Annotated in this window: 10 protein-coding genes; 3 read left to right on the forward strand and 7 right to left on the reverse strand. The window is 71.2% G+C overall.

Going from position 1 to position 17,896, the window contains the following annotated elements; all coding sequences use genetic code 11:
* The 6 genes from ADK41_RS16545 to ADK41_RS16570 all read right to left on the reverse strand — a co-directional run.
* Nucleotides 1-3,957 (reverse strand): alpha-amylase family glycosyl hydrolase (locus tag ADK41_RS16545; RefSeq protein ID WP_037805315.1); only part of this gene is annotated, 3,957 nt, incomplete at its 3' end.
* A 204-nt stretch (nt 3,958-4,161) separates the two neighbouring features.
* The gene (locus ADK41_RS16550) at nt 4,162-5,535 is read right to left on the reverse strand and encodes an alpha-amylase (protein WP_030836431.1); all 1,374 of its coding nucleotides are present in this window, start codon (nt 5,533-5,535) and stop codon (nt 4,162-4,164) included.
* Between the two features lie 165 nt (nt 5,536-5,700).
* Nucleotides 5,701-7,395: a glycoside hydrolase family 13 protein gene (locus ADK41_RS16555; protein WP_030836433.1), complete on the reverse strand. Its 1,695-nt coding sequence runs from the start codon at nt 7,393-7,395 to the stop codon at nt 5,701-5,703.
* Between the two features lie 181 nt (nt 7,396-7,576).
* Nucleotides 7,577-8,488: a sugar ABC transporter permease gene (locus ADK41_RS16560; protein WP_030836436.1), complete on the reverse strand. Its 912-nt coding sequence runs from the start codon at nt 8,486-8,488 to the stop codon at nt 7,577-7,579.
* Between the two features lie 13 nt (nt 8,489-8,501).
* Nucleotides 8,502-9,506, reverse strand: a complete 1,005-nt coding sequence (locus ADK41_RS16565; protein WP_030836439.1) for a carbohydrate ABC transporter permease — start codon at nt 9,504-9,506, stop codon at nt 8,502-8,504.
* Nucleotides 9,507-9,603: 97 nt separating this feature from the next.
* The gene (locus ADK41_RS16570) at nt 9,604-10,875 is read right to left on the reverse strand and encodes an extracellular solute-binding protein (RefSeq protein ID WP_030836442.1); all 1,272 of its coding nucleotides are present in this window, start codon (nt 10,873-10,875) and stop codon (nt 9,604-9,606) included.
* Nucleotides 10,876-11,295: 420 nt separating this feature from the next.
* Between ADK41_RS16570 and ADK41_RS16575 the strand changes: the two genes are divergently transcribed.
* Nucleotides 11,296-12,330 (forward strand): LacI family DNA-binding transcriptional regulator, encoded by a 1,035-nt coding sequence (locus ADK41_RS16575; protein WP_030836445.1) that lies wholly within the window; start codon nt 11,296-11,298, stop codon nt 12,328-12,330.
* A 132-nt stretch (nt 12,331-12,462) separates the two neighbouring features.
* Complete coding sequence (locus ADK41_RS16580) at nt 12,463-13,332, forward strand: phosphatase PAP2 family protein (RefSeq protein WP_030836447.1); 870 nt, start codon at nt 12,463-12,465, stop codon at nt 13,330-13,332.
* 406 nt (nt 13,333-13,738) lie between these two features.
* Here ADK41_RS16580 and ADK41_RS16585 read toward each other — a convergent pair whose 3' ends face one another.
* A complete protein-coding gene (locus ADK41_RS16585) occupies nt 13,739-16,738 on the reverse strand; it encodes a bifunctional [glutamine synthetase] adenylyltransferase/[glutamine synthetase]-adenylyl-L-tyrosine phosphorylase (RefSeq protein WP_030836450.1) in 3,000 nt (999 codons plus the stop codon).
* 696 nt (nt 16,739-17,434) lie between these two features.
* Here ADK41_RS16585 and ADK41_RS16590 point away from each other — a divergent pair.
* Entirely contained in the window at nt 17,435-17,875 is a 441-nt protein-coding gene (locus ADK41_RS16590; RefSeq protein ID WP_030836453.1) for a VOC family protein, read from the forward strand.
* Nucleotides 17,876-17,896: the final 21 nt, after the last annotated feature.

The following is a 17,896-nucleotide window of genomic DNA, read 5'->3' on the forward strand; positions in this document are numbered from 1 at the left end:
GAACTCGACCGTGCGCTCGGTGCCGTCCGGGTCACTGGCGTAGGAGCCCTCGGGGACGGTGAAGTGGTAGGGGTCGTAGCCCCAGTTGTAGGCGTCCTTCGCCGCCGCCTTCGCCACGCACTCCTGCTGCCGGCCGGAGTCGGCCGGGTAGGAGGCGAGGTCGCAGTCGACGGTCGCCTGGTCGGACTTCTTCTCGGGGATGGTGGCGATGTCGAACGCGGGCAGCAGGTGCACGTACGAGGTGCCGGCCCGCGCGAGCTCGCGCAGGTGCCTGCTGCCGTCGCTGTCCTTGTCGGTGAAGGCCAGGTAGGTGCCCCGGTGCTTCGCCGTGCGGTCCTCGACGGAGAAGTCGCGGATGTGCAGCTCCTGGATCTGCGCGTCCTTCAGCGGCACGGCCTTCGGCTTGTCGTACGTCGACCACTCACGCGGCTTCAGGGACCGGTCGGCCAGGTCGACGACGAGGCTGCGCTCGGAGTCGGTGGTCAGGGCCACCGAGTAGGGGTCGGTGACCTTGTTGGTGACGATCTCGCGGGTGCTGGGCGCCCACACCTTCACCTTGTACCGGTACTCCTCGTCCTTCCAGGAGCGGGGGCCGGTGACGGACCAGACGCCGGTGGCGTCGTCGCGGCGCATCCGGACGATGCGCTCGCCGATCTCCAGGGAGACGTCCTGCGCGGTCGGCGCCCACACGGAGAGGGTGGGCCGGCCGTGGCGGAAGGTCGGGCCGAGCTTCGCCTTCGTGGCGCCGGCCGCGTAGAGGTCGTCGAGCACGCCCGCGATCTGCACGCCGGTCGCCGCGATCACGGCGCCGGTGGCGGCACGCTGGGTGGCGACGACCTGGCCGCGCAGGGCCTCGCGGACGCGGTCCCGGTCACGCGGGTCGACGGACCAGGCGGCGCCCTTCGCGAGGTGCGGGAACTTCGCCTTCTGGGCGTCGGTGAGGGCCGACTTCGACAGGCGGATCCAGCGGGCGTCGCCGGTGTCCAGCTTGCCGTCCCTCACCGCGACCGAGCCGGTGCGGGAGGCGAGGAGCTGGGTGGACGCGGCCGCTGCGGAGCCGTCCCAGACGAGGGTGGAGCGGTCGATCCAGACCGCCTTGGAGGTGGTCAGGTCGAGAGCGGCCGCGGACCCGGCGGGCTGCGGCAGCAGGTGCTTCTCCTGCCCGCTCACCAGCCACACCTCGTGGCCGTTCGCCTTGAGGTCGAGCGACCGGTCGGTGGGGAGGTCCTTCTCGTCGCCCTTGTGGAGGATGTAGCTGAGGCCGGTGGCACCCTCGGCGAGCGGCACCTCGAAGACAGCGCCATAGGTATCAGTCTTCACCGGCTCCAGCGGCTTCGACCAGTCGGTGGGGTTCGCGGCGCCGGTCCAGGTGTGCAGGCCCCAGCCGTCGTAGTCGCCGTCGGCGCGGTGGTAGTGCAGGACGGCCTTGGTGGTGTCCTGCGCCGGATACTCGGGCCGCTCGGTGGCGACGGTCTCGTCGCCCTGCTCGATCCAGACCTCGCCGGTGCGGGTCACGTCGATCGTGCGGTCGGCGGCGACGTCCTTGTTCCCATCCTTGTCGACCACCACGAAGCCGACGTCGGAGGCGCCCGGCTTCAGCTTGACCCAGGCGAAGGCGCCGTAGGCGTCACGGCCGGTGAAGGCGTGACCCGCGGGCCACTCGGTGGCCTCGCCGTCCGCGAGGTCGCCCCAGGCGTACAGGCCCCAGTCGTCGTAGTCGCCGTCCGTGCGCTTGTAGTGGACGATCGCGTAGTCGCGGGAGGCGGCGGTGGGCGGCTCCTCGACGGGCGGGGTGCCGGTGGTGGAGGCGGCCAGGGCGCTCGCGGTGCGGCCGGCCGAGTCGATCACGACGGCCTTGTAGCGCAGGGCGGTGCCGGCGGGGACGTCCTCGCCGATGGTGTGGGTGACCTTGTAGGGGGCGTGGTCGGCGGAGCCGAGCGTCCGCCACTTCCCGTTGCCGGTCTGGGCGGCGAAGACGACCCGGTTGAGCTGTCCGCCCTCGACGTCGGCGGTGAGCTCGACGGTGCCGGTGGCGCCGGCGTCCGGGGCCTTGAGCGTGACCGTGGGCTTCGCGGCGGGCTTCGCGAGCGGGCCGGAGGCCTTGAGGACGATCGCCGAGCCCGCCGGGACGGTGACGGTGATCTTCTTGTCGGCGCCGCTGGTGACGGTGGCGTCGGTGCCGTGGAGGCCCTTGTACGTCATCCGGGCGGAGCCGGTCGCGAAGGTGGCCTTCCGGTCCTCGCCGGCGTTGTTGAAGGCGACGACGTACTCGGTGGTGTCCTTCTCCGTGCCGGTGCGGGAGAAGGCGTAGACGCCCGCGCCGTCGGCCGCGTACCGCTCCTGCTGGATGCCGTCGGTCAGGGCCGGGTGGGCCTTGCGCAGCTCGGCGAGAGCGCTGATCTGCTCGTAGAGCGGTGCTCGCGTGTCGTAGGCGTCCTCGGCGTGGGTGCGGTCGGTGCCGATCAGGTCGTCGTCAAGGTAGTCGGCCGTGCGGGAGGCGAACAGGGTCTGGCGGGCGTCCTTGTCGCCGCCGGCGCCGGTGAAGCCCTGCTCGTCGCCGTAGTAGACGACCGGGTTGCCGCGGCTGAGGAACATCAGCTCGTTGGCGAGCATGTCCTTCCTCAGCAGCTCCGCGTCGGACGCCTGCGGGTCGTCCTGCTTCAGGAACGTCCCGAAGCGGCCCATGTCGTGGTTGCCGAGGAAGGTGACCTGCTCGTAGGCGTTGGCCTTGTCGGTGGCGTACTTGTAGTCGTCGCCGAAGACGGCCGCCAGCTTCCGCGCGCTGCCGCCCTGGGAGACGTACTGCCGTGCCGCCTCCTGGAAGGGGAAGTCGAGCGTGGCGTCGAGGCGGCCCTGGGTGACGTACGGGGCGGTGACGTTCGTGTCGGCGGAGTAGACCTCGCCGAACATGAAGAAGTCGTCCCGGCCCTTCTTGGCCGCGTAGGCGTCCAGGGCGGTGGCCCATTGGGTCCAGAACTCCATGTTGACGTGCTTCACGGTGTCGATCCGGAAGCCGTCGATGTCGAAGTCCCTCACCCACCGCCGGTAGATCTTCTCCATGCCGTCGACGACCTCGGGACGCTCGGTCCACAGGTCGTCGAGCCCGGAGAAGTCGCCGTACTCGCCGGACTCGCCGACGAAGGTGGAGTCGCCCCGGTTGTGGTACATCTCCGGGTCGTTGAGCCAGGACGGGACCTTGACCCGCTTCTTGGCGTCGGGCACCACGGGGGTGCGCGGGAAGGAACCGCCGTCCACGCGCGGGAACCTCCGGGACCCGTCGGCGTAGTCGGCGTCGTCGAAGGGCTCGCCGTCCTTCGTCAGGTACGGGAAGGCGCCCTTCGACAGGTAGCCGTAGGACTTCTCCTCGTAGTCGACGACGTCGGCGGTGTGGTTGGTGATGACGTCGAAGAAGACCTTCATGCCCTTGGCGTGGGCCTTGTCGATGAGCTTCTCGAGGTCCTCGTTGGTGCCGAAGTGCGGGTCGACCTGGGTGAAGTCGGTGATCCAGTAGCCGTGGTAGCCGGCGGAGGCGTCCTTGCCCGTCCCCTGCACGGGCTGGTTCTTGAAGAGGGGCGCCATCCAGATGGCGGTGGTGCCGAGCCCCTTGATGTAGTCGAGCCTCTTCGTCAGGCCCTTGAGGTCGCCGCCCTGGTAGAAGCCCTTGTCGGTGGGGTCGTACCCGGTGGCGAGGCGCGAACCGGTCAGTCCGCCGCGGTCGTTTTCCGGGTCGCCGTTGGCGAAGCGGTCCGGCAGGACGAAGTAGAACTGCTCGCGGGTCAGGTCGTGGCGCGCCGGGGCCTTCGCGAGCTGCGCGTCCGAGGGCGGCGCGGGCGGGGTGGCGGCACTGGCGGCGACCGGTTGCACCAAGGCCGCGGCGAGCGCGGCCACGGTGACGGCGGCGACACGTCCGCCCCGCGCGGTGCGGCGCCCCGGGGGCGCGGGCCATCTGGGTATCAAGGCAGTGAACTCCTTGCGCTTACGGCTCATTGGGTCCGACCCCACGCCACGGCGACGGCCTGTTTCGGCCACGTCACCGGAGCGTCGGCGTGACCGTATCGCCGTTGAAAGCTTTACAGCAAGGGTTGTGAAAGTAACGGTAAGGACTTTCATGCGGACGCGGGCCGCGCCGCCGTCCCGTGAACGGCGGCGCGGCCCGCGGGTTCAGCAGGACGACTTGCCGGCGTACACCGCGAGGGCCGTGTTCGAGCCCAGGGTGGCGGTCAGCTGTCCGGAACCGTTCACCGTCACCGTGGTGTTGTTCTGGATGTTGCAGTACGTGCCCGCGGGGAGGGAGGTCTGGTAGGTGCGGGTCAGGGAGCCGGACTCGTGGTTGACGGCCACGAAGCCCTTGCCGCCCCGGCCGAAGGCGATGGCGTCATTGCCGTTGTCCCACCAGTTGGTGACCGCCTGGCCGCGGGTGGCGTTGCGGAAGGCGACCATGGACTTGATCTCCGGCCAGTTGTGCTGGCACTTCCAGCCGCTCTGCCAGCAGGCGTCGACCCGGCCTCCGTTCGGCGGTCCCGCGTCGGTGTCCGAGAACTCGTACCCCGAGTTGACGTCCGGGGCGCCGTAGGGCCAGGCCAGCATGAAGACGTTGGCCAGGGTGTAGGTGGCGTTGTCCTTGTAGTTGAGGGTGGAGCCGTTGCGCTCGGTGTCGTGGTTGTCGACGAAGACGCCGGCGACGGAGCTGTTCAGGTAGCCCCAGCCCTCGCCGTAGTTCTTCAGGTAGGCGAGGTTCTCGTTGTTGAAGACCCGCTTGAGGTCGTAGGCGTACCGGAACTCCTGGACGTCGCCGTTGCCCGTGTACTCGGTGGGCTGGACGGCCTCGCCGGCGCCGTGGATGACCTCCTGCTTCCAGTACACGCCCGGCTTGCTCAGCCGGGACTTGATGTTGGCCAGGTCGGCGGCGGGCATGTGCTTGGCGGCGTCGATGCGGAAGCCGTCCACGCCGAGGGAGAGCAGGTCGTTCATGTACCCGGCGATGGCCTTGCGGACGTACTCCTCGCCGGTGTCGAGGTCGGCGAGTCCGACCAGCTCGCAGTTCTGGACGTTCCCGCGGTCGCCGTAGTTGCTGATCTGCGCGGTGCAGTCGTCGAAGTCGTACGAGGAGTACAGGCCGGGGTAGTTGTACTTCGTGTACGACGATCCGCCGGTACCGGTGCCGTTGCCCGCGGACATGTGGTTGATGACCGTGTCGGCGACGACCTTGACGCCGGCCGCGTGACACGTGTCGACCATGCTCTTGAACGCGGTGCGGTCACCGAGCCGCCCGGCGATCCTGTAGCTCACCGGCTGGTACGACGTCCACCACTGCGCGCCCTGTATGTGCTCGGCGGGCGGGGAGACCTGGACGTATCCGTATCCGGCGGGGCCGAGGGTGGTGGTGCACTCGCGGGCGACGGAGGCGAAGTTCCACTCGAAGAGGACGGCGGTGACGTCCTTGCCGCCCGGCGGGGAGGCCTGCGCACCGGTCGGGGTCATGACAACCGAGGCTGCCGCGAGTGCGGCGGCCACGGCAAAAGTTCTGCGTGCCATGTGGGGTTACCTTCTTCATCGAAGGGTGTGGGGATACCGCCCTGACTGCTTGAAGCTTCTTGCGGAAAGCTTCCGCAACCTTGCGGCAACCCAGATGTTAGAGGCCCGCCGCCCGAAAGGGCAGCGGGCCGTACCCACTTCAATGAAAAAGTTGCGGGACGGGCCTCAGCCCGTGGTCCACCACACGGTGGTGTCGGCCGGCACCTTCGCCCCGCCGGCCGTCTCCTCCACCTCACCGCTGGCGAGCAGGACACGACCGTACACGGGGGTGGTCACCGGCTCCCCCGTGGTGTTGGCGACGCACACGAACTCCCCGCGCCGGAAGGCGAGGACGCCCTCGGGGGCCCCCAGCCACTCCACCGCGTCGCCCGCGCCCAGGTCGGCCCGGTCCCGGCGGACGGCGAGCGCGGACCGGTACAGCTCCAGGGTCGAGCCGGGGTCGCCGGTCTGCGCCTCGACGCTCAGCCCGCCCCACTCCGCCGGCTGCGGCAGCCAGCTGCCGCCGTCGCCGAAGCCGTACGAGGAGCCCTCGCGGGTCCACGGGATCGGCACCCGGCAGCCGTCCCGGAAGCCGTCCTGGCCGGCGCCCCGGAAGTACGCCGGGTCCTGGCGCACCTCGTCCGGCAGGTCGACGACGTCGGGCAGGCCGAGCTCCTCGCCCTGGTAGACGTAGGCCGAACCGGGCAGCGCCAGCATCAGCAGCGTCGCCGCGCGCGCCCGCCGCAGACCCAGCTCGCGGTCGCCGGCCAGACGGATCTGGGTGCCGAGGCCGGCCGGGTTGGCGAAGCGGGTGGCGTGCCGGGTGACGTCGTGGTTCGACAGCACCCAGGTGGCCGGGGCTCCGACCGGGCGCATGGCGTCCAGCGTGCGGTCGATGACCGTGCGCAGCTCCTCGGCGTCCCAGTGGGTACCGAGGTACTGGAAGTTGAACGCCTGGTGCAGCTCGTCGGGACGGACGTAGTGGGCGGTGCGCTCGACGGTCGGGGTCCAGGCCTCCGCGACGAAGATGCGCTCGCCGGAGTACTCGTCGAGGATGAGCCGCCACTGCCGGTAGATGTCGTGCACGCCGTCCTGGTCGAAGAACGGCATGACATCGTTGCCCAGGAGCTTCAGCTGCTCGTGGGATCCAAGGTCGGGCAGGCCCTCGGCCTTCACCATGCCGTGAGCGACGTCGATGCGGAAGCCGTCCACGCCCATGTCGAGCCAGAAGCGGAGGATGGAGCGGAACTCGTCGCCGACCGCCGGGTGCTCCCAGTTGAAGTCGGGCTGCTCGGGGGCGAACAGGTGCAGGTACCACTCGCCGGGCGTGCCGTCGGGCTCGGTGACGCGGGTCCAGGCGGGACCGCCGAAGATCGACTCCCAGTCGTTGGGCGGCAGCTCGCCGTTCGCGCCCTTGCCGGGACGGAAGTGGTAGCGGTCGCGCGAGGGCGAGCCGGGGCCCTCGGCGAGGGCGCGCTTGAACCATTCGTGCTGGTCGGAGGAGTGGTTCGGGACCAGGTCGACGATGATCCTGAGGCCGAGGCCGTGGGCGTCGCGGATCAGCGCGTCGGCGTCGAGCAGGGTGCCGAACATGGGGTCGACGGCGCGGTAGTCGGCGACGTCGTAGCCGGCGTCGGCCTGCGGGGAGGCGTAGAAAGGGCTGAGCCACACGGCGTCGACACCGAGGTCGCGCAGGTACGGCAGGCGGGAGCGGATGCCTTCCAGGTCGCCCATGCCGTCGCCGTTGCCGTCGGCGAAGCTGCGCGGGTAGACCTGGTAGATCACCGCGTCCCGCCACCAGTCGCGGCGCCGGGCGACGGTGGCGACGGCCGCGTCGGCGGTGGGGGTCGGGGCCGGGGCTGCGGAGTGCTGCTGGCTCATGTCGTCCTTGATACGAGTGCGGTCGGGAGACGAGTGGGGGTGGGCGGCGGGAGACGAGGCGGCCGCGGTGACGGCGGGGTCTGGGGGTCCCCCCGCTCGAGCGAAGCCGAGAGTGGGGGAGGACACCGCGGCCGCCTGCCCGCGCACGGCGGGCGCGCGCGGGAGTCGTCGCACGAAGGGGTCAGCCCTTCGTGCCGCCGGCGGTGAGACCGGTGACCAGGTTCTTCTGCACGAGGTAGAAGAACGCGGAGACCGGTATCGCGATCAGGACCGCGGTGGCGGCCATGAGGTTGCGCTGTGCGTCGTGCTCGCTGACGAAGCTCTGCAGACCGACGGCGAGGGTGTACTTCTCGTCGTCGAGCATGAACGTCGTGGCGAAGGCGACCTCGCCGAACGCGGTGATGAAGCTGTAGAACGCGGCGACCGCCAGTCCGGGTTTGGCGAGCGGCAGGATCAGCCGCGCGAACGTGCCGAAGGGGGTCAGCCCGTCGACGCGTCCCGCCTCGTCGATCTCGAACGGGATGGTGTCGAAGTAGCCCTTCATCAGCCAGGCGCAGTACGGCACCGCCGTCGAGCAGTAGACGAGGATGAGTCCAAGGTAGCTGTCGATGAGCTGCAGGTCCGAGAGGATCTGGTACATCGGGACCATCAGGACGGCCACCGGGAACATCTGGGTGAGCAGGAGCACCCACATGAACTTCCTGTACCCCGGGAAGCGCATGCGGGAGACCGCGTAGCCGGTGGTAGCGGCGACCAGGACGCCGATGACCGTGGTGCCGAGCGAGACGATCAGCGAGCTCTTCAGCCAGTCGAAGAAGTTCGTGTTCTGCAGGACGAAGGAGTAGTTGTCCAGCGTCATCTTGCCCCAGATGCCGCCGGGACGCAGATAGTCGTCCTTGTCGGGGCCGAGGGACAGGAAGACCAGCCAGGCGACCGGGAACAGCGCGATCAGACTGGCCACGGTCAGCACGCCGTGCGTGGTGAGGCGGGCCAGCGGGCCGCTCTCGTCGCGCCGGCGCGACCTGCGGGCCGGGACCTTGTCGTCGGCAGGCCGGTCCGCCGGAGCAGTGGGGGTGACGGTGGAGGTGCTCATGGGGACTCCTGCCTCAGATCGCGAGCTGCTGCTCGTTGCGGTTCAGCCAGCGGCGGTAGAAGGAGGTGAAGACGACCAGGATGGCCAGCAGCAGCATGCCGTAGGCCGCGGACTCGGCGAACTCGCGCGGCTGCTGTCCGAAGCCGAGCTGGTAGGCCCAGGTCACGAGGATCTGCGCCTCCGGGGCGGTGTTGCCGAACAGCAGGAAGATGACGGCGAACTGGTTGAAGGTCCAGATGACGCCGAGCAGGACCACGGTGGAGCTGACCGAGCGCAGGCCGGGCAGGGTGACGTGGCGGAACCGCTGCCAGGCGTTCGCGCCGTCCATCTCGGCCGCCTCGTACAGGCTGGCGTCGATGGACTGCAGACCGCCGAGCAGGGAGATCATCATGAAGGGCACACCGCACCAGGTGTTGACCGTGATGGCGGCGACGCGCTGCCAGAAGGTGTCCTCCAGCCACTGCGGCGTCGGCAGGCCGAGGGAGTCCAGGGCGGTGTTGATGATGCCGGCGTCGGCGAGCATGAAGCGCCAGCCGAAGACGGTGACGAAGGTCGGCACGGCCCACGGCAGGATCAGGAGCAGCCGGTAGAGGGTGCGCCCGCGCAGCTTCTGGTTGAGCAGCAGGGCGAGGCCCAGGCCGATGCCGTAGTGCAGGGCGACACAGGCGGCCGTCCACACGATCGTCCAGATGAAGTGCGACCAGAAGCGGTCGTAGGCCGTCTCGCCCCACAGGATGTCGGCGTAGTTGTCGATGCCGATGAACTTGTAGGTGGCCTCGATCTCGTTGACGCCGATGGTGCGGGCCGAGTTCAGGCTGTCCGCGTCGGTGAGGGTGAGGTAGAAGCCGTACGCCAGGGGGTACAGCACGATGACGCCGAGCACCAGGGCCACCGGCGCGATCATGGCGTAGGCGTACCAGTGCTTCTGGAAACTGCGCTTCAGGCGGCCGGCCGGGCCGGGGCGGGGCGCGCGGTCACCGCGGCGCTTGCCGGTCGCGCGGTCGATGGCGACTGTCATGGTTCGGCACCTTCTGGATGATCAAGGAGTACGGCACACAGGCCGGCGGCCGCCGGACCCTCCCCTCCTGGAAGCGGGTCCGGCGGCCACACGGGCATTACTTGCTGAAGTCCGGCACCAGCTTGGCGAACGCGGTCTCCGCGTCGCCCAGGCCCTTGTCCAGGGACTCCTTGCCGCTCGCGATCTGCGGGAGCTCGTCGTCCAGCGGACCCCACAGCGAGCTGTACTCGGGCAGGGCCGGGCGCGGCTGGGCGGCGGAGAGGACCGTCTGGTAGCCGGCGATGCCCGGGTCGGTCTTGACCTTGTCGGTGTAGGCGTCGTCACGCGTGGGCAGCGTGGAGTTCTTCAGCGCGATGGTCTCCTGCGCCTTGGCCGAGGTCATGAACTTCACGAACTTCAGCGCGGCCTCCTGCTTGTCCTTCGTGGAGCCGGCGTAGACCGAGAGGTTGTGGCCGCCGGTCGGGGCGCCCGCCGTGCCGGCGGAGCCGGCCGGGACGGTGGCGATGCCGAGGTTGTTCTTGTCCTTGAAGGCGGTGCCCTTGTAGAAGTTGGTGATCTCCCACGGGCCCTGGATGATCGAGGCGACCTTGCCGTTGACGAACGCGTCCTGGATGTGCGTGTAGGCGTCGGCGGTGACGTCGGCCTTGTGCAGGCCCTTGCCGTCGAAGAGGTCCAGCCAGGTGCCGTACGCCTTCTCGGCCTCGGCGGACTTCACGGTGATCTTCTTGGCGTCGGCGTCGACCATGTCGGTGCCCTCGCCGTACAGGAACGGCTGGGCGTAGTAGCCGGCGGTGGAGCCCCAGTAGCCGTCGACGCCGGTCTTGTCCTTGACGGTGGCGGCGGCCTTCTTCAGGTCGTCCCAGGTCTTGGGGACCTCGACGCCGGCCTTCTCGAACAGTTCCTTGTTGTAGACGAAGGCGAGGGTGTCCGTGGTGAAGGGGACGCCGTAGGTCTTGCCCTCGTACTTGGCCTGCTCGATCAGGTTGGACTTGAACTTGTCCTGCTCGGCGAGGGCCTCGGTGCCGTCCAGCGGCAGGAAGAAGCCCTTCTTGGCGAAGGCGGGGGTCCAGCCGACCTCGGAGCGCAGCACGTCGGGGGCGCCCTTGGAACCGGCGGCGGTGTCGAACTTGTTCTGCGCCTGGTCGAAGGGGACGTTGACGAACTTGACCTTGACGTCCTTGTTGGCGGCCTCGAACTCCTTGACCAGGGCCTGGTACGTCGGCGCCTCGTTGGTCGCGTTGGAGGTGTCCCACCAGGTGATGGTGGTCGGGCCGCCGGCCGAGTCGCCGCTGTCGCTGTCCCCGCCGCAGGCCGTCGCCGCGAGGGCGAGGGACGCCACCAGCGCGGTGGCCGCTATGCCACGCCGCATGAGTTCTCCTTGAGGGTTAAGCCCGTGAGTGCAGGTGCGGCCCCGTCTGCCGCCCTGCGAAACGTGCCGACTGCGCCGATGGAGCCGCCGGGCGACGTGAACGTAACAGCGCTGGAACCTTTTCGAAAGACCTTGCAGAAAACTTTTGCAAGCGACGCCGAGAGTTACTCCGCCGTGACCTGTTCTCGACCACTCGGCGACCCGGGCTTCCGCCCGTACGGCAGGGGTTCGGACTGTTGTGCAAGACTCTGCAAGCACTTGCCATCCGTTTCCGCCGGGGGAATCATCCCTTGCGGACGGACGCCGACCACGACTTGAGGGATCGCGATGACCCAGCAGCCCGCAGCGGGCCGTTCGACGGCGCGCACCAGGCGTCCGATCGGTGTGCAAGGGGAGAAGCGGCAGCTACAGTCCAGTCCTGTGACCACACGCCTCGCCGACATCGCTGCTCAGGCGGGGGTGAGCGAGGCGACCGTCAGCCGCGTCCTCAACGGCAAGCCGGGCGTCGCCGCCACCACCCGCCAGTCCGTGCTCGCCGCCCTCGACGTCCTCGGCTACGAGCGGCCGGTGCGGCTGCGGCAGCGCAGCGAGGGCCTGGTCGGGCTGATCACGCCCGAGCTGGAGAACCCGATCTTCCCGGCGCTGGCCCAGGTCATCGGGCAGGCGCTGACCCGCCAGGGCTACACGCCGGTGCTCGCCACCCAGACCCCGGGCGGGTCCACGGAGGACGAGCTCACCGAGATGCTCGTGGACCGCGGGGTGGCGGGCATCATCTACGTCTCCGGGCTGCACGCCGACACCACCGCCGACATGCAGCGCTACGAGCGGCTGCGGGCGCAGGGCGTGCCGTTCGTGCTCGTGGACGGTTTCTCGCCGAAGGTGCAGGCGCCGTTCATCTCCCCCGACGACCGGGCCGCGATGGCGCTCGCCGTCACCCACCTCGCCTCCCTCGGGCACACCCGGATCGGCCTGGCGCTCGGGCCGAAGCGGTTCGTTCCGGTGCAGCGCAAGATCGAGGGCTTCGTGCGCGCCGTGCAGGAGCAACTCGGTCTGAGCGCCGAGACGGTCGAGACCGAGCTGGTCCAGCACTCGCTGTACACGCTGGAGGGCGGCCAGGCCGCCGCCAGCGCGCTCATGGACCGCGACTGCACGGCGGTGGTGTGCGCGAGCGACATGATGGCGCTGGGCGCGATCCGGGCGGCCCGGCAACGCGGTCTGGACGTGCCGAAGGACATCTCGGTGGTCGGCTTCGACGACTCCCCGCTGATCGCCTTCACCGACCCGCCGCTGACCACGGTCCGCAAGCCGGTCCCGGCGATGGGCCAGGCCGCGGTGCGCACCCTGCTGGAGGAGATCGGCGGAACGCCCGCGCCGCACAGCGAGTTCGTGTTCATGCCGGAACTGGTGGTGCGCGGTTCGACCGCTTCGGCCCCCGGGGACCGGAATCGTCCCTAGGGCGGAGGGAAGGACCTCCGGCGCACTACCGCGGCAGGAGGGAGCGGACCCGCCCCCGGAGGAGGAGGTGCGGGCCGGGACCGACCGGAGGATGATCCGAGGTGAAGGTCTTTTCTGGCAGACTTCGGATCCATGGGTGACACGACGGTGAGAACGCTGGAAGGCCGGGAAGAGGCCGCGGCGCACCCCGTCACGGAGGAGACGGGGCCGGGCCGCCTGCGCCGTCTGCGCGTCCCCCGCCGGCCCCGGCTGTGGTTCGAGATCCTGCTGATCGCGGTGAGCTACTGGACGTACTCGCTCGTCCGCAACGCCGTGCCGGAACAGCGGGCCGAGGCGCTGCGCAACGCCGACTGGATCTGGCGCCTCGAGCAGCAACTGGGCCTCGCCTTCGAGGAGTCCGTCAACCACGCCGCGAACTCGGTGACCTGGCTCATCGTCGGCATGAACTACTACTACGCCACCCTGCACTTCGTGGTGACGCTGGGTGTCCTGGTGTGGCTCTACCGTGGTCATCCCGGCCGTTACGGGGCGGCCCGACTGGTCCTCTTCACCACCACGGGCATCGCCCTCGTCGGCTACTACCTGTATCCGCTCGCCCCGCCCCGGCTGATGAACGGCCAGAGCTTCGTCGACACCGTCCTGGTCCACCAGACGTGGGGTTCGATGGCCTCCGGCGACCTGAAGAACATGTCGAACCAGTACGCCGCGATGCCCTCGATGCACATCGGCTGGTCGGTCTGGTCCGGTCTGACGGTCTTCGCACTGGCCGGCGTCCCGTGGGCGCGGGTGCTGGGTGTGGTGTACCCGGTGGTCACCCTGGTGGTCATCGTCGCCACCGCCAACCACTTCTGGCTGGACGCGGCGGGCGGCGTCCTCTGCCTGGCCTTCGGCTACGGCGTCGCGCTGCTCTGGTACGGCCGCCGGCCGCACACCCTGCCGAGACGGGTGCCCGAGCGCGGGGAGGGGGAGCCGGAGCGGCTCCCGGTGCCGAAGCAGGGCTAAGGGCTGTCGTCGAACCCCCGTCCGGCCCCGCGGCGCCCGGCACGCTCCCCGCTCCCGGCGCCTCCCCCATGAGCGGGAGGCGCCCCCCGCCGCAGCACCGGGCGAAAGCCCGGGTGCACCCGGTACGAGGCTTCCGCCCGGCACTCCTCCTGCCTTCGCCCGGGGGCTCCCCGAGCACGTACCCGGCGCCGCGGGGCCGTCCTCCGGGCGACGGCGGAAGTTCGACGACAGCCCCTGGCCCGGCAGGGCCGGGCGGCGCCTCCCCCAAGGGCCTCGGCGCCCTGTCCCGGACGGCGACCGGACCGTCGCCTCCGTCGGGACGACGCGGCGACGGAGGCGACGCGGCCTCGGACGACGGGCCCGGGCGGCTCGGGGAGGCGGGCCCGCACGGCGGGGAAGCCGGGGGTCACGACCCCCCGTAGAACAGCTCCTCCACCACGCTCCGCGCCCGCCGTGCCGTACGCCGGTACGCGTCGAGCATGTCGCCGGCGTGACCGGGGCCGTAGCCCAGGTAACGGCCGACGGCGCTCAGCTCCCGGGGCACGGTGGGGAAGGTGTCCCCGGCCCGGCCCCGGACCAGCATCACCGCGTTGCGCACGCGGGTGGCGAGCACCCAGGCCTCGTCGAGGGTGGAGGCGTCCTCCTCGGAGATCAGCCCGGCCGCGCGGGCGGCGGCCAGCGCCTGCCGGGTGCGGGTGGTGCGCAGGCCGGGTTCCCGCGCGCCGTGCCGCAGCTGGAGCAGTTGCACGGTCCACTCCACGTCGGACAGCCCGCCCGGACCGAGCTTGGTGTGCAGCTTGGGGTCGGCGCCGCGCGGCAGCCGCTCGGACTCCATGCGGGCCTTCAGCCGCCGGATCTCGCGGACGGCCTCCTCGTCGAGCCCGGCGGCCGGGTAGCGCAGCGGATCGATCAGCTCGGTGAAGCGGCGGCCCAGCTCCTCGTCCCCGGCGACGTGCTCGGCGCGCAGCAACGCGTGCCGCTCCCACACCAGCGACCAGCGGCGGTAGTACGCCTCGTACGACGTGAGCGTGCGCACCAGCGGGCCGGACTTGCCCTCCGGGCGCAGGTCGGCGTCGACGATCAGGGGCGGGTCGGCGCTGGGGACCTGGAGCAGGCGGCGCATCTCGGCGACCACCTTGTTCGCGGCCTCGGCGGCCTCCCGCTCGTCCACGCCGTCGCGCGGTTCGTGCACGAACAGGACGTCCGCGTCGGAGCCGTAGCCCAGCTCGTGCCCGCCGAAGCGGCCCATGCCGATGATCGCGAACCGGGTGGGCAGCGTGTCGCCCCAGCCCTCGCGGACGACGGCGCGCAGCGTGCCGGAGAGGGTGGCGGCCGTCAGGTCGGAGACCGCGCCGCCCACCAGGTCCACCAGGGCGCCCTGGTCGGCCTCGGCGGGCTGGGACTCGGTGCCGTAGGAGCCGACGATGTCGGCGGCGGACGTGCGGAACAGCTCGCGGCGGCGCACCCCGCGGGCGGCGGTGACGGCCTGGACGGCGTTGTCGGCGCGGCGGACGGCGGCGAGGATCTCCTGCTCCAGATGGGCGCGGGAGCGCGGCCGGAGCCCTCCGCCGCCGTCACCGAGCAGCGCCACCGCCTCGGGGGCGCGCATCAGCAGGTCGGGGGCGAGCCGGCCGGCGGACAGCACCCGGGCCAGGTTCTCGGCGGCGGCGCCCTCGTCGCGCAGCAGCCGCAGGTACCAGGGCGTCTTGCCGAGCGCGTCGGAGACCTTGCGGAAGGTGAGCAGACCGGCGTCCGGGTCGGCGGAGTCCGCGAACCAGCCGAGCAGCACGGGCAGCAGGGTGCGCTGGATGGCGGCCTTGCGGGTGACGCCGGACGCCAGCGCCTCCAGGTGGCGCAGCGCGGCGGCCGGATCGGCGTACCCGAGCGCGATCAGCCGCTCCCGCGCGGCCGCGGCGCTGAGCCGGGCCTCGCCGGGGGCGAGCGCGGCGACGGCGTCCAGCAGCGGCCGGTAGAACAGCTTCTCGTGCAGCCGCCGTACGACGGAGGCGTGCCGCTTCCACTCCCGGGTCAGGGTGGCGACCGGGTCGGTGCGCAGGTCGAGGGAGCGCCCCAGACGGCGCAGGTCGGTCTCGTCCTCGGGGACGAGGTGGGTGCGGCGCAGCCGGTGGAGCTGGATGCGGTGCTCCATGGAGCGCAGGAAGCGGTAGGCGTCGTCGAGCTGGGCGGCGTCCGCGCGGCCGACGTAGCCGCCGGCGGCGAGGGCCTTCAGCGCGTCGAGGGTGGTGCCGCTGCGCAGCGAGGCGTCGGAGCGGCCGTGCACCAGCTGGAGCAGCTGCACCGCGAACTCGACGTCCCGCAGGCCCCCGGGGCCCAGTTTCAGCTGCCGGTCGATCTCGGCGGCGGGAATGTTCTCCACCACCCGGCGGCGCATCTTCTGCACGTCGGCGACGAAGTTCTCCCGCTCGGCGGCCTGCCACACCAGAGGCTGGAGGGCGGTGACGTACTCCTCGCCGAGCGCCCGGTCGCCGGCGACCGGGCGGGCCTTGAGCAACGCCTGGAACTCCCAGGTCTTGGCCCAGCGCTGGTAGTAGGCGAGGTGGGAGGCGAGGGTGCGCACGAGCGGCCCGTTGCGGCCCTCGGGGCGCAGATTGGCGTCGACGGGCCAGATGGAGCCCTCGACGGTGGTCTCGGAGCAGATCCGCATCAGGTGCGAGGCGAGCCGGGTCGCGGCGCGCAGCGCCTTGTCCTCGTCGGCCCCGTCGGCCGCCTCGCCCACGAAGATGACGTCGACGTCGGAGACGTAGTTCAGCTCGTGTCCCCCGCACTTGCCCATCGCGATCACCGCGAGCCGGCACAGCGCGGCGTCCTCGGGTGCGGCGGCCGCCGCGAGGGCGAGGGCGGCGCGCAGGGTGGCGGTGGCGAGGTCGGCGAGTTCGGCGGCGGTCTGGGCGACCTCGATGGTGCCGCAGACGTCGCGGGCGGCGATGGACAGCAGGCAGCGCCGGTAGGCGACGCGGAGCGAGACCGGGTCGGTGGCGTCGGCGAGGCCCCGCTCGAACTCCTCGACGCCCGGGTGCAGGTCGCGCGGCTCGTAGGTGACGAGGGCCTGCCAGTCGCTCGGGTGCCGGGCCAGGTGCTCGGCGAGCGCCTCGGACGCGCCGAGCACCCCGAGCAGCCGGTCCCGCAGCGGCTTGGCGGCTATCAGGGTGTCCAGCAGCTCCTGGCGGGCGGTGGCCCCGTCCTGCGCCTCCAGCAGCCGTGCGAGTCCCCGGAGCGCGAGATCGGGGTCGGCGGTGGCTCCGAGGGCGTCCAGCAGTACGGGGTCGTTGCGCACGAGCGTCAGTCCGTCGCTGTCGAGCAGCTGCTCGGCGGCGGACGGATCGGTGAAGCCGTGCCGCAGCAGCCGTGTGAAGGTACTGCTCCTGCGCCCCGGCGCCGACGTCATCCCCGGCCTCCCTCGTGCCTCGCGCCTGTGCCTGGTGCACATGCCTCGGATCAGGGTCGTACGGCCACGAGCCTATCCGGAGTACGGGCCCGCGGCCCCGGGACGGCCCGCGACGAGTTCCGGGGCGGACGGGGTCCGTTGGAGGACGGCACGCACGGCCGACCGGCGATGGGGGTCCCCTGAGCGACATCCCCGAGACCCGCCTCGACCCGCGCCACGGCGACCCGGTGACCGAGGCGCCGCCCCGGCCGGGGACGGAGGGGCTGCTCGGTGAGGCGGAACCGTTCCGGATCTCCACGGTCCGCCCCGGCGGCCGCCCCCACGTCACCCCGCTCCCGGCCGTCCGGCGCCCTGCGCTCGCGCACCGGCCCGGGCGAACGCGAGGCCCGCGGCCCGGCGGAGAACCCGCACGTCGTGCCGGCGACCGGCGCCGGCGCCTGGAACGAGGGCCACGACGTGGTGGTGGAGGGCGAGGCGGTCCGGGTCCGCGCCGGGGCCCGGCTGCGCGAGCCGGCGGCGGCTTCCGGCGCTTCTGGGTCCGCGACGGGTGCTTCCCGCCACGGTCCGGGACACGCCGTCGCGTTTTCGGTGGCGCCGCGGACCGTCTTCGGCTTCGGTAGGGGGGAGCCGTTCAGCCGGACCCGGTGGCGGTTCGTCCGACGCCGGGCCGACCGTCGACGAAGGAGTCGCCGTTCCATGGACATGACCCTCGAAGTGATCCCCCTCCCCGTGAGCGACATCGACCGCGCCAGGGACTTCTACCGGGACAAGGTCGGCTTCCACGTCGACATCGACCAGGAGGTCGTGCCGGGCATGCGCATCGTCCAGCTGACCCCGCCGGGCTCCGGCTGCTCGATCGCCCTCGGCGACACCCTGTGGAAGTCGACCCCCGGTCCCACCCCGGCCCCCGGCTCCTACCAGGGGCTCCAGCTCTGCGTCGCCGACATCGAGGCGGCCCACGCGGAACTGACCGCCCGCGGCCTGGACGTCTCCGACCCGGTCCGGTACGCCGACTCCGACGGCGCCACCTTCATGTACTTCACGGACCCCGACGGCAACGGCTGGGCGGTGCAGGAGTACCGGCGGCGGGCGGCGGAGCCGCTGCACAAGGTGCTGGGGGATTCGGCGGGGGCGTAGAACACCCATGTAGTAACATGT

The sequence above is a fragment of the Streptomyces caelestis genome, from assembly GCF_001279005.1.
In the GTDB taxonomy this organism is placed as follows: domain Bacteria; phylum Actinomycetota; class Actinomycetes; order Streptomycetales; family Streptomycetaceae; genus Streptomyces; species Streptomyces heliomycini.